This is a genomic window from Frankia sp. BMG5.60, assembly GCF_059428125.1.
The window spans coordinates 1,659,828-1,672,387 of sequence record NZ_CM182091.1; the positions used below are offsets into that span (position 1 = coordinate 1,659,828).

Here is a 12,560-nt window from a genome sequence, read left to right on the forward strand (position 1 = left end):
CCGCGCCCCGCCTCAGCCACACCGTGACGTCACCGACCGTAATAGGAGGTCGGGAAGGGGACATCCGAGACGCTGCACCAGCGGTCCGCGGATACCTGGGCCGCCCTACCGCCGACAGCACGCGCCGACAGCACGCCGACAGCACGCGCCGACATCAGGCGCCGACGATCTCATCCAGGCGATCCTGGCGTTGCTGTACGACCCCGGTGTCACCGCCGGGCGGGCCCTCGCGCACGGCCTCGCCTGGCGGCGTACCGCCGACAGCGCCGCCGGCATCATCACTACCTTCCACATCATCACCGCCCCCCACGTCACCACCGCCGACATCACCGCCGCCGGCCACCGACGGGGCACCGAGCTTCCACAGGGCGACGGCCAGCAGGACACCGCCGACCAGGGCGAATATCGCCAGACCGGACAGACCGAGATCGGCCGGCCCGGGAGCCTCGGCGGCCCACGCGGTCCGCAGCCGGTCCACCGGCGGGAGGGGAGCGAGCGCGCGGTTCCGCCACGCCAGTTCGCGGGTGAGCATCACCACGGTGAGTGAGGCGAGCGCCGCGACGAGCACGACCGTCGGCAGCCCCCGCCGTCCCAGCGGGAGCGCCCGGCAGGAGACCGCGACGGCGAACGCGAGCACCGGCAGCATCGGCAGCAGGTAGCGGGTGAACGCCGCGCCGCCGGCGGCCGCGTATCCCACCAGCGTGGCGACGACGAGCAGGCAGTGCGCGGCGAGCAGGATCCAGACGACGCTCCCGGCCAGCCGAGCACCCGGCTGGCGCGACCCCGGCTCCGACCTCGACCTCGGCTCCGACCTCGGCTCCGACCTCGGCTTCGACCTCGGCTTCGACCCCGACCCCGGCGGCCCGGTCCCCCGCGGCCCACCGCCGTACAACGCGGCACTGATCGCCGGGGAGTCCGGGGCTCGTGCGGCCGAGATCTGCGCCGTCAGGATTCGTACCACCGCGGCGAGCACACCCGCACCGGTGACGATCGCGAATCCGACGGCCATCTTCTCGGCGTAGCCGGTCAGCAGGGAGACACGACCGAAGATGCCGCGATAGACGTGCCACCAGAAATCGGGATCGCGCACCACCTGCTGCGCCGACGGCCGCGGCCCCCGAATCGGCAGCATGGCGGCAATCCGGCCGAAGGCGGTGGGGTCACCGTACAGGCGCACGTTGCGCAGGTAGAACCAGCCGGTCGAGGCGAAGGTCAGCGCGGCGAGCCCACCGGCCACGGCCAGGCCCCGGCCGGCTCGCCGAGCCGGGCGGCCGGCGGAGTGCGCCGCGACGGCGACCCCGACGGCCGGAACGACGACCGCCAACGCCACCGCCCCGCTCGCCCGGCTGGCCGCGGCGGCCGGGCCGAGCACCGCGAGCACCAACAGCCTTCGCGGCCCCGGTCCCCGGCGCACGATCGCGACGGTCACGGCGAGCAGACCGGTGATGGTCGCCACCGCCATCGTGTCGTTGTAGACCTGCCCGGACGGGAACACGAACAGGCCGACGACACCGGTGATCGCCGCCGCACCGACCGCGACGGCCGGCTGTCTCGGCAGCACGCCCCGGACCAGGGCAGCCGTCGCGATCAGGGCGGTCACCCCGAGCGCCACGTTGATTCCTCGGGCGGCCCGGAAGCCGGCCAGCGGGTGATGCAGGGCGATGCCGGACCGCAGCGGGACGGCCTCGACCGCGTAGAACAACGGCGGATGGTTCGCGGTGTAGACAACGTCGAAGTTGGTCGGCGGCCGACGCAGCCGCCGCCCGCACAGGTGGTCGGCATGCGTGTTCACCGCGGCTCGGAACTGCCGGGGGGACACGCGGCACCCGGCCGGCAGCCCCGGCATGCCCGGGATGCGAGAGCGCACGGGTGTGTCCAGCCCGGGCAACGATCCGTCGGCCACCGCAAGCGCATAGGCGGTGTGCTGCGCCTCGTCGGCGCTGGTGAAGGGCGGCACGACGACGGCGACCAGCAGTCCGAGCGCCGAAAAGACCATCGCGGCCGCGACCACTCCGACCACCAGCCACCGATGTCCGGACCGATTGCCCGGTCCGGAACCGACCCGGTCTGTGACCTTCAACCACCACACCCCAACGCCGGCCGGCCGAGGAAACATCGGCCACGCTCGGCCTGGCGGCTACCGTAGCGCCTGGTGCGCCACGGCTGTCTGCCGGATCGGACTTCCGGCACCTACGGGACATGGTCGAACAGGGATGGACGTGGCGGGACGCCGTCGACGGTGCCCCGGCCCCGGCCCCGGTCCGGAGTTCGGCCGGGAGTGCGCCGCCCGGAGTGGTGAACAGCGTTGACATGTCGACGGATGGTCTGCGACGCTGCAGCTCTCACAGCACGGCGAGAACCGAGGGCGACGAAGACGGAGCTGTCTCATGAGCGCTATCGATCTGTCCGGGTACGAGGTCACCGACTCCTTCTTCGGGGCGCCGTTCATCGAGGTGGACGAGGAACGTGAGCGTCCGTCGCCCCACCGTTTCGTGCAGGGCGGATTCGAGGGCACTGATACGGAGTTCGCCTTTTACCTGCCGTCCGCTGAGTACTACACGGGTCGCATGTTCCAGCCGCTGGAAGGCGGCAACGGCGGTCATGCGGTCACCTTCGGCGGAGGCATTCTCGGCGAGATGTTCCAACGCATCGCCATGAGCGCCCGGCTGGGCGGTTACATGGTCGAGTCGAATCAGGGCCACAAGGGCGACGACTACGACCCGAAGGCCGGAGAGGATCCGACGCTCTACGGCCACCGGGCCAGCGCCGAGTCCGCGCGCCTGTCCAAGTACGTCGCCGCGCAGGTGTACGGCGGCGCCCCTCACCACAGCTACGTGTGGGGAGGCAGCGGCGGCGGGCGACGCTCGCCGCTCTGCCTGGAGAACGCGCCCGGGGTGTGGGACGGGTGCATGCCGTCGACCAGCGGCGGCGAGATCGCCGAGCCCGGCAACACCGAGCGGGTCAAGGCCGGCAGCATCATGTCGTTCGGCCAGATGTTCAACGTCCAGCGGCTACTGGGGCGCGACCGGATCATCGCGCTGGCGGACCGGATGGCGCCGGGTGGCAGCGGCAACCCGTTCGAGGGACTCGGCACGCACGAGCGCGAGGAACTGGCGTCGCTCTACCGGCAGGGGTTTCCCCGCGGCAACGAGTTCATGATCAGTGAACCGATGGGCCAGATGTGGCTGTGGACCTCGCTGGCCGACGAGCTGCACCGCGAGGACCCGGACTACTTCACGAACTTCTGGACGAAGCCGGGCTACGTCGGGCACGACGCGCCCGAACTGGTCGAGACAGACCTGATCCACCAGACGGGACGGGTCGTGCGCACCCTGTCGGCCCGCGACCTGAACGAGTCCGCCGACTTCGCCGGACCCGAGTTCCAGACCATGCGGATCCTGGCGGCGATCGTCGGCGCGGGCGGCGAGGCGTACGACTTCCCCTACGCCGTCGAGATCGAGGGGCTCAAGGGCGGCTACCGCGTCGGGACCGGCGTGAAGATCCTCACCGGGAAGGCCGCCGGGCGGTCGCTGTACGCCACCGGCGCGGCCGGTGACGTCTTCGCCTGCGACGGGCAGGGCGACGCGAACGTCCTGCGGTTCAAAGGCGTCGAGCCGGGCGACGAGGTTCTCGTCGACAACCGCGGGTTCCTCGCCTACTGCTACTTCGCCCGCCATCACGTCACCGACGACCCCGCGTTCGCGCACCTGCTGGTCGACGGCCGGCCGAGCTATCCACAGCACCCCGTGCCGCGGATGTCCTCGCTGATGGGCGTCTGCTACTCGGGCCGGTACGAGGGCAAGGTGCTCTGGCTCCACCACACCCACGACTCGTCGGTCTGGCCCGCCTGGGGCACCCTGTACGACCGAGCCGTGCGCCAGGCCCAGGGCGAGGCGGGCGCGCGGCGGAACTTCCGGATCCGCTGGACCGAGTACGCCGAGCACGGCCCGTACGGCATGGTTCCGCCGGAGCCGAACCGCGTGGCCGCGACCCGGCTCATCGACTTTCGCGGCATCACCGAGCAGTCGATGATCGACCTGATCGACTGGGTGGAGAACGGCATCGAGCCGAACGGCACCCATTACTCCTTCGTCGACGGCCGGGTGCGCCTGCCGTCGAGCGCGGCGGAGCGGGGCGGCATCCAGCCGGTCGCGTCGGCCACGGCGAACGGCGGGTCCCGGGCCGACGTCGGCGTGGGCGAGCCGGTGACCCTGACGGTCACCGCCGCCGTCCCGCCGGGCGCCGGGCGGATCATCTCGATCGAGTGGGACTTCGACGGCACCGGCACCTACCCGTTCCGCCATGCGGAGATCGACGGCACGGCCGCCGAGCTGACCGTCTCGACCACGCACGCCTACGACCGGCCGGGAACGTACTTCGCCACCGCGCGCGTGACCTCCCACCGCGCGGGCGACGTGCGGGCCGAGCTGTGCCGGATCGAGACGATCGCCCAGGCCCGCACCGTCGTCGCTGCGGCCGCCGATGCCGATGCCGCCGCCGATGCCGCCGCCGATGCCGCGACGGGGGTCTGAGAATGGCGGGTTCGCTGGACGGCAAGGTCGTCCTGATCACGGGTACCGGGAGCGGCATGGGCCGGGCCGGGGCGCTGCGGTTCGCCGCCGCCGGCGCCACCGTCGTCGGCGCCGACCTGAACGCCGAGGGCAACGCCGAGACCGAGGCCCTGGTGACGGCGGCCGGTGGTCGGATGTTCGGCACGGCGCCGGTCGACCTCGGCGACTACGCCGCGTGCGAGCGCTGGGTCGACCAGGCCGTGCGGGCCCATGGTCGCATCGATGTGCTGTGGAACAACGCCTCGGCGTGCGTGTTCGCCACCATCGAGGCGATGACGGTCGAGCAGTGGGACTTCTCGATCCGCAACGAGCTGAGCATCGTCTTTCTCGTGACCAAGGCGGCGTGGCGGCACCTGACCGCCAGCGCCGGCCCGGACGCGCGACCCGTGGTGATCAACACGGCGTCGGTGGCCGGGCACGGCGGTGGTCCGGGCGGGATCGCGCATTCGGCGACCAAGGCCGCCGTCCTGGCGATGACGCACGTCATCGCGGCCGAGGGTGCGCCGTACGGCATCCGCGCCGTCAGCATCAGCCCGGGCGCGATGGACACCCCGGGCTCGGCCGAGCAGCTCGCCCTGCCCGGCGCCCGGGACGCGCTGCTGAGCCACGCGCTCGTCCCTCGCCTCGGGGATCCGGACGAGGTGGCGCGGGCCGCGGTCTTCCTCGCCTCCGACGACGCCTCCTTCATCACCGGCGCCGATCTGCTCGTCGACGGCGGCCTGACCAACCACGGCTGAGGCCGGCGGCCCGCCTCGTCGTCCAGGACGAGGCGTCCGGCCGTCGGTCTGGACGGCGGTCTACAGGTCGGCGTGGAGCGGCTCGTCGGCGATGAGGATGCGCTCGAGCAGGCGCGGCGTCGTTCCGTAGTTGCGGACCGCGTAGTGCACGGCCGCCCGGTTGTCCCAGAACGCGACCGAACCCGGCCGCCAGGTGAAGCGCACCTGGTTCTCCGGCTTGCGGTACTGGTCGATGACGGCGGTCAGCAGCTCCTTACTCTCCGCGCGGTCGAGCCCGATGATCGTGGGCCGCTGGGTGAAGTTCACCCACGCGATCTTCTCGCCGGTCTCCCGGTGGATCCGGACGACCGGATGCGCGACCACCGGATAGTCATGCCCGTAGGCGTGCAGCGCGGCCCGGAAGTCGTGGGTGACGTGGCGGCCGTCGAGGCGCTCCTTCACCTCGTCGGACAGGCCCTGGTAGGCCAGCGCCGCGTCGACCCAGATGGTGTCGCCGCCGACCTCGGGCAACTGCACCGCCCGCAGCACCGCGCCCCAGGTCGGAACGAGCCGCCAGCTCGTGTCGGTGTGGTACGGGTCCCAGACGTCGTCGTCGGGCTGCGGGGTGTGCACCTTCGCGACCTTGTCGAAGTCGGCGGAGGAGATGCGATGGATCGCGGTGGTGCGGGCGTCGGCCTTCTCCGCGCCCGGGTGCGCGTACAGGGGACCGAACTGCCCGGCGAAGCTTTCGTGCCCCTCCTGGGTCAGGTCCTGGTCCCGGAAGAACACGACCTTGTACTTCAGCACGGTCGCCCTGATCTCGTCGCGTACGGCGGGCGACAGCGGCTGGCTGAGATCGACGCCGCCGATCTCCGCGCCGATGGTGGGCTGCAGTGGCCGGACGGCCAGCGGTGACTGGACGGATGCCTCGACAACAGTGGTCACGGTCTGTCCCTTCGCTCGGGTGATGCAGGTCGGTGGGGTGATGCAGGTCGGTGGGGTGATGCAGGTCGGTCGGGTGATGGCGGTCGGTCGGGTGATGCCGGTCGGTCGGGTGATGGCGGTCAGTAGTGGATGGGGCCCGGGGTGCCGCCGCCGGCGGCGATCGACTCGCCGGTCACGGCGACCGCGAGCGGGGAGGCGAGGAAGGTCACGACCGCGGCGACCTCGTCGGCGGTGACGGCCCGCCCGATGGAGATGCGCGTCGCCGCGGCCTGGACCTGCTCGGCGGACAGCACGACGCTCCCGCCGTGGTCGGCGGTCAGGGTCAGCCCCGGGTGGACGACGTTGACGGTCACGCCGTGCGGGCCCAGCTCGTCGGCCAGGGTCTTGGTGAGGGCGGCGACACCGACGTTGCGGATGGAACCGGAGGCGAGGCCGACCTGGCGGGCCGCCAGCCCGCCGATGTTGATGATCCGCCCCCAGCCCTGCGCGACGAAGTGCGGCGTGACCGCCTGCGCGGTGCGCAGGTAGCCGAGCACCTTGACGTTGAAGTCGGCGGCGGCGTCCGCGGTGGACAGGGCGCCCACTCCCCCCGGTCCGCCGGCGCCGCCGGGTCGGGCGGCGTTGTTGACCAGGATGTCGACGCCGCCGAGTTCGGCGACGGTGCTCTCGACCAGGGCCTGAACGGAGGCGTCGCTGGCGGTGTCGGTGACGATCGGAAGCACCGTCGCACCGCCCGGGCCCGACAGCTCGGCGGCGGCCGACTTCAGGACGTCGGCGTCCCGGGCCGCGATGACGACCTGGACTCCTTCGGCGAGCAGCGCGCGGGCTATCGCCCGCCCGATGCCGCGGCTGCCGCCGGTGATGATCGCCCGTCGGCCCGCAAGTTGGAGATCCACTCGTGCTCCCTGTCGGTTGTCTGGTCGCCCGACCGTGCCGCGGCTGCAGCGCGGACCGGGATGGAGCCGGCCGTCCGGGGGCAGGCGTCGGCCGGTCTGGATCCGATCTAGCCCATCCACCTCCGCGGTTGTCCGGGCGGGGGGCGAATCGCTCGATGCGGAGAGGAGCCCGGCCCCGAAGGGAAGTCCGACCGCACAGGGGGCCGGGCGCGGAGGGACCCGGGCGCGGAGGGACCCGGGCGCGGAGGGACCCGGGCGCGGAGGGACCCGGGCGCGGAGGGACCCGGGTGCGGAGGGACCCGGGTGCGGAGGGACCCGGGTGCGGAGGGACCCGGGTGCGGAGGAATCCGGGTATGGAGGGGGCTGGGTGCGGAGGGGGAGGGCCGGACTGGTCCCGGGGGCGAGGCGAGGGCCGTCCGCGGGACGCGCCGGACGACATCGCGCCGCAGGCGGACGCTGGGGAATCTCGGACGTGGCGTGCCGGCCAGGCGGCATGGCCGTCCAGGCCGCCGGCGGAAGGCAGCGCCTCCCCCGCGGCAGCGAATCCCCCCTGCGGCGGATCCATCGTTGCGTGGAGACTGCCGAGGGCAGTGGATCCGTCGAGGCGCGGAGACCGCCGGGACGGAGATCCGTCGAGGCGCGAAGACCGCAGGCGCGGCCGTCGGCTACGGGTCGGTCGGGACTGACCGGGCGTTGGGGGTCGGCGTCAGCCTGTGCGAGCCGGACAGCTCGCGGAGGTGACTCGCAGCAGGTCGATGTGCTCGCGCCTGGTCAGGTAGGCGATCGTCAACACCTTCCCAACATGACCCCGGTTTGTCGATCGGTCAAGTGGGAAAAGAACGTCGCCGAGAGCGGGACACTCATCCCATCGGGAAGCTTGACAATCGATTCGACCCTGCCGCACAGTTGCGGCGCGCACCTGCTCCGGCGGCGCACTGCCGTACCTGCGCCTCGTGTCACGTGGTTTCTCCCTGCTGGGAGGACCTCTTCCGTGCCCCGCCCCCGCTCCTGGCACCGGCGATGACCTGGTGGGCCCGCGTCAGGCCGGTCCCCGCCAGCCATCGAGATGGAAGGACCAGACCACCATGGCGCTCTCCACCCATGCCCCGGCCCTGACGGCCCCGACGAACCCGGCCACCGGGGAGTCCGACGCCGCGGCACTTCACGGGACACCGCCGCTGGAAACACCACCGCTGGGAACACCACCTCAGGGGACGGCTCCCCCAGGGACAGCACTCCAAGGGACAGCATCTCAACAGGCGGCATCCGATGGCCGGCGAGGGAGCCCCTGGGTCGGGCTGGTCTCCCCCGCCGAGGGCGGGGAATGGCCCCGCCCGGTGCCGGTCCGCACGGTCGAACAGGAGCGGTCGCACCGCAAGCAGAAGCTCGCGGCGGCGTACCGGATCTTCGCCAAGCTCGGCCTCGCCGAGGGCCTGGCCGGCCATATCACCGCCCGCGACCCCGAACTGACCGACCATTTCTGGGTGAACCGGGCCGGCCTCGACTTCAGCCGCATCACGGTGTCCAACCTGCTCCTGGTCAACGCGAAGGGCGAGATCGTGGCGGGGCGGCCGCCGTTGAACACGGCGGCGTTCGCGATCCACTCGCAGATCCACGCCGCCCGCCCGGACGTGGTCGGCGCCGCGCACACCCACTCGCCGTACGGCCGGGCGCTGTCCGCGCTCGCGGTGCCGCTGCATCCGATCTCCCAGGACGCGTGCGCCTTCTACCAGCAGCACGTCATCTTCGACGAGTACAACGGGGTCGTGTTGAGCGAGGAGGAGGGCCGGAAGATCGCCACCGCGCTCGGCCCGCACAAGCTGGCGATCCTGCGCAATCACGGCCTGCTCACCGTCGGCGCCAGCGTGGAGTCGGCGGCCGCCCGGTACATCGCCGCCGAGCGGGCCGCCAGGACCCAGCTCCTCGCCGCGGCGGCCGGGCCGCTGCACATCCTGGACCACGAGACCGCCAGCTTCACCGCCGGCCAGGGGCGCAGCGACGACTCGGACCGCTGGGCCTTCGACGCCCTCTACGAGATCATCGTCGAAGAGCAGCCCGACCTGCTCACCTGACCACTGCGCAACGCCACCGAGCCGGGGTCGGTCTCAGGCCGCGACGGCGACGACCGCGTAGTCCTGCGGCCCGAACAGCGCCGAGGTCAGGGCGGCGCCGACCAGCCGGGCGGTCGCCTCGTCGACGCCGTCAAGTCGCAGGGAGGACAGATCGACCTGCTCGCGGGGATGCAGCCGGCGGATCTCCGCGCCGGTGAAGCCGCTGGTGGTCACCAGGAACTCGGTGAGCGCCGGCGGCAGCGGCCGGCGGTGGGTCGGATCCAGATAGAAGTTGCAGGCCCCCATGGCCAGGTTCGTCGGGTCGGGGGTCTCCAGGATCAGCCCGCCGCCCGGGCGTAGCACCCGCCGGGCCTGTGCCAGCATGGCGAGCAGCTCGTCGGTCGCCAGATGCTCCACGACGTGGAACGCGGTGACGAGGTCCAGCGTGCCGTCGCCGACCGAACGGAGATGGTCGAGCAGGTCACCGACGTGGACGCGCAGTCCCCGCGCACGCGCCGCCGCCACGAACGTCGGATCGGCGTCGACCCCGACCGCGTCCACCCCCCGGGCGGCGAGCAGCCGCAACCACTCGCCGCGCCCGGGACCGAGATCGAGCACGCCCCGGCCGGCGACGAAACGGTCGACGTCGGGCAGGTAGACCGCCAACCGCCCGCTGATCTCCTCCTCGCTGCCGCGGAACCGATCGGTGAACGCCGGATAGTGCACGCCGAACCCGGCCTCGGCCTGGCGAACGCAGCCGGCCAGACGCCGTTCGGCGCGGGCCAGCCCGGCCTTCAGCTCGGCGATCTCCGCCCGCAGCTCGGCCAGACCGCGGCCGTCGAGGAGATCGCCGCCGTCGCCGCCGTCGGTTGTCATGGCGTTGGTCTCCCCGTCGCGCCCCTCCCCCATCCCCCGCGGCCGGGCAGCACCGCCGGGCAGCACCGCCGGGCATCGCGGCCGGGCAGCACGTCCCGCCGGTACCGGCCTATCCCGCGACGACTCGGGGCAGGGTCGCTCCGGTGTCGAGCAGGCCGATCAGCCAGCCCGGCGTGGCACCCAGGTACAGCGCGTTGCACAGGACCGCGGCCGTGGCCGCCACCGGATCCTGGTTGATCAGCGCGACGAACGCGGCCAGGCCCGCCGCCTCCATGCCGAACGTCAGGATCGAGCTCCAGCGGATGGTCTCGGCGAAGTAGGCGTCGGTCCAGCCGTCCTGCGCGTCCCCGCCCCAGGTGGTGTTCCCGAAGGCCACCGCGCGGGCCCAGATGTCCCGCAGGTCGGCCTGGCCGCCCTCGCCGACGATCATCCTCTCGTAGGCGTCCGGGTTGGCGGCGACGGCCCGCTCGAACGCCGAGCGCCAGACCTTCAGGTAGTCGGGGGTCGGCAGGTCGTAGTCGACCCGCATGAAGTGACGTGCGTTGATGCGCACCGCGGCCGGCCTGGGCGTCCGGTGCGGGCGGCGCTGGCCGATCGGCGGGTCCTCGGTCTTCACCACCTGGACCCCGGCGTTGTAGGCGATGCCGTGGACGGGGCCCGACGGCGTGTCCTCCCGCAGGATCGAGGGCAGGATCTCCAGGCAGCGTTCGCCGCCGTCACGCAGGGCCGCGAGCCGCTGCGCCATCTGCGTGACGATGCCCTGCTCGACCTCGGCGAACGGCGGCGACAGAGCGATGCCCAGCCGTTCGATGACCGGCGGCATCCCCCAGTGCTCACGCAGCTCCATCCCGCCCCAGTAGCTGGAGGCGAGGATCACCCAGGCCTGCTCGCCGACGTCGTCGGCGGTGACGGTGCCCTGCATGATCGGACCGGACAGCCGGTCGGTCAGCCAGCCGTTGAGCCCGACCCAGTACGCCTGCGGGGTCGCCATCGTGGCCGCCGTGGGCGCGAACTCGGCCACGAGGCGGTCCACGAGCGCCGGCGCGGCGGGCATCACCGCGGCCAGTTCCGCCAGCAGCGGCGGCCCCTCGCCGTCCACGTGCACGGTCATGCGTCCCTCCGTAAGGGCTGGACCCCGGCCTGCCAGGCGTCGCCGGTGAGCGGTTGCAGACTGAGGTGGATGAGCTTCTCGTGCCGGGCGCCCGTGCCGGCGATGAGGAACTGCTGGCGCTGCGTCCAGCGGTGGAAGTACTGCACCAGCGGGACGTCGAGGGCCGGGGAGGCGCGCAGCACGAACTCCTCCAGCGCCGCCTCGGCGGTGGCGAGATCCGGCTGGCGGGCGCCGAGGAGCTCGGAGATCTCCTCGACGGCGGCGAGTTCCAGGTCGGCGCCGAAGGCGTGGACGTGCTCGGCGAACCGGGTCACGGCCCGGGCGCTGTCCGCCCGGAAGCCCTCGTAGGCGCTGGCGGTGGGCCACTCGTCGAGCAGCGCCATCAGGTTGGTGTAGGCGGCGCTCGAGTAGGACGACGGGCGCTGCGCGGGAGGTTCGACGGCGGGCAGTGGCGCGCCCGCGACCGCGGCGATGGCCTCGAGCGCCCACCGGCCGCAACCGACGAGCCAGGTGAAGTACTCCAGCCAACTGTCGCCGGGGGCGGGGTTGCGCACGGAGTCCTCCCACTGGAACGGGGTCATCAGCGACCAGCCGGCGGTGTGGAACTCCACGGCGTCGCGGTCGATGCGCTCACCGGTCACGGCCTCGTAGCGGCGGGCGATCCGGCCGATGTCGCCGAGCGGCTCCTCGCAGTCACGGCTGCGCATCGCGGCGAACTCGGCGATCGGGTCGCCGATGTAGGCGGCCTCGAAGTCGATCAGGCCGGTCAGCCGGCCGCGGTCGAACAGGAACTGCGCCGCGTCAGCCTGGAGGAGCGCCCGCTGCGTGCGCCCCGCCGGGACGTTGCGGCACAGCCACCGCCACATGAACTCGATCATCGGGCTGGGCGCGGTCTTGGCCCGACGGTAGTTGCGCTCGCCGGTGGCGTACATGTTCAGCGCCGCGGCCCCGTTGTCGGCCGGGACGGGCAGCCCGAGGGCCCCGAACTCGCGCACGTCGATCGCGTGCATGCGGCACATGGCGTCGACGTACTGGTCCAGCACGGCGTCGCGTTCGTCGTCGTCGAGCGCGGTGGCGAGGTTGACCCGGCCGGGCAGCCGGTCCATGACGATCGCAGGCGGGTCGTCGATCATCCCGTGGACGCGGGGAACGGGCACGCCGTGTCGGTGGAGCACCCGGTTGACGTCGGCCTCCTGCCCGAGGGTGATCATCTCCCGGAAGTTGCCGCCGCGGTGGCCGCGCACGTAGTAGCTGCGCAGTTCCCCCTGGCTCTTCAGATCGGCGAACCAGGCGGCGCGCCACCGCTCCTGCCGCTCGAAGGCCACGACGGTGCCGTCGAACTCCCGCTCCAACCAGGCCCGAACCCGCTCATCCTCGCTCACGACTCTCCCTCC

Annotated in this window: 9 protein-coding genes; 3 read left to right on the forward strand and 6 right to left on the reverse strand. The window is 72.5% G+C overall.

What is annotated here, in order from left to right; translation table 11 throughout:
- Positions 1 to 154: 154 nt before the first annotated feature.
- Positions 155 to 2,020, reverse strand: a complete 1,866-nt coding sequence (locus tag AC5R91_RS06675) for a glycosyltransferase family protein (protein ID WP_495396262.1) — start codon at positions 2,018 to 2,020, stop codon at positions 155 to 157.
- 367 nt (positions 2,021 to 2,387) lie between these two features.
- Between AC5R91_RS06675 and AC5R91_RS06680 the strand changes: the two genes are divergently transcribed.
- Together AC5R91_RS06680 and AC5R91_RS06685 are read left to right on the forward strand one after the other, a co-directional pair.
- Complete coding sequence (locus AC5R91_RS06680) at positions 2,388 to 4,532, forward strand: PKD domain-containing protein (protein WP_495396263.1); 2,145 nt, start codon at positions 2,388 to 2,390, stop codon at positions 4,530 to 4,532.
- A 2-nt stretch (positions 4,533 to 4,534) separates the two neighbouring features.
- Positions 4,535 to 5,308, forward strand: coding sequence for an SDR family NAD(P)-dependent oxidoreductase (locus tag AC5R91_RS06685; RefSeq protein ID WP_495396264.1), 774 nt, complete (start codon positions 4,535 to 4,537; stop codon positions 5,306 to 5,308).
- A gap of 60 nt (positions 5,309 to 5,368) precedes the next feature.
- Here AC5R91_RS06685 and AC5R91_RS06690 read toward each other — a convergent pair whose 3' ends face one another.
- Both AC5R91_RS06690 and AC5R91_RS06695 read right to left on the reverse strand, forming a co-directional pair.
- Positions 5,369 to 6,232 (reverse strand): TauD/TfdA dioxygenase family protein, encoded by an 864-nt coding sequence (locus tag AC5R91_RS06690; RefSeq protein ID WP_495396265.1) that lies wholly within the window; start codon positions 6,230 to 6,232, stop codon positions 5,369 to 5,371.
- Between the two features lie 119 nt (positions 6,233 to 6,351).
- Positions 6,352 to 7,128 (reverse strand): SDR family NAD(P)-dependent oxidoreductase, encoded by a 777-nt coding sequence (locus tag AC5R91_RS06695; RefSeq protein ID WP_495396266.1) that lies wholly within the window; start codon positions 7,126 to 7,128, stop codon positions 6,352 to 6,354.
- 1,298 nt (positions 7,129 to 8,426) lie between these two features.
- Between AC5R91_RS06695 and AC5R91_RS06700 the strand changes: the two genes are divergently transcribed.
- Positions 8,427 to 9,200, forward strand: a complete 774-nt coding sequence (locus AC5R91_RS06700) for a class II aldolase/adducin family protein (RefSeq protein ID WP_495397905.1) — start codon at positions 8,427 to 8,429, stop codon at positions 9,198 to 9,200.
- Positions 9,201 to 9,233: 33 nt separating this feature from the next.
- On the opposite strand, the gene AC5R91_RS06705 is transcribed toward AC5R91_RS06700, so the two are convergent.
- The 3 genes from AC5R91_RS06705 to AC5R91_RS06715 form a co-directional block, all read right to left on the reverse strand.
- Positions 9,234 to 10,055 carry a class I SAM-dependent methyltransferase gene (locus tag AC5R91_RS06705; RefSeq protein WP_495396267.1) on the reverse strand — a complete coding sequence of 274 codons (822 nt, stop codon included), beginning with the start codon at positions 10,053 to 10,055 and terminating at the stop codon, positions 9,234 to 9,236.
- 109 nt (positions 10,056 to 10,164) lie between these two features.
- Positions 10,165 to 11,166: a hypothetical protein gene (locus AC5R91_RS06710; RefSeq protein WP_495396268.1), complete on the reverse strand. Its 1,002-nt coding sequence runs from the start codon at positions 11,164 to 11,166 to the stop codon at positions 10,165 to 10,167.
- Positions 11,163 to 12,548 carry a phosphotransferase gene (locus AC5R91_RS06715; RefSeq protein WP_495396269.1) on the reverse strand — a complete coding sequence of 462 codons (1,386 nt, stop codon included), beginning with the start codon at positions 12,546 to 12,548 and terminating at the stop codon, positions 11,163 to 11,165. Before AC5R91_RS06715 ends, AC5R91_RS06710 begins: the two co-directional genes overlap by 4 nt.
- Positions 12,549 to 12,560 lie beyond the last annotated feature (12 nt).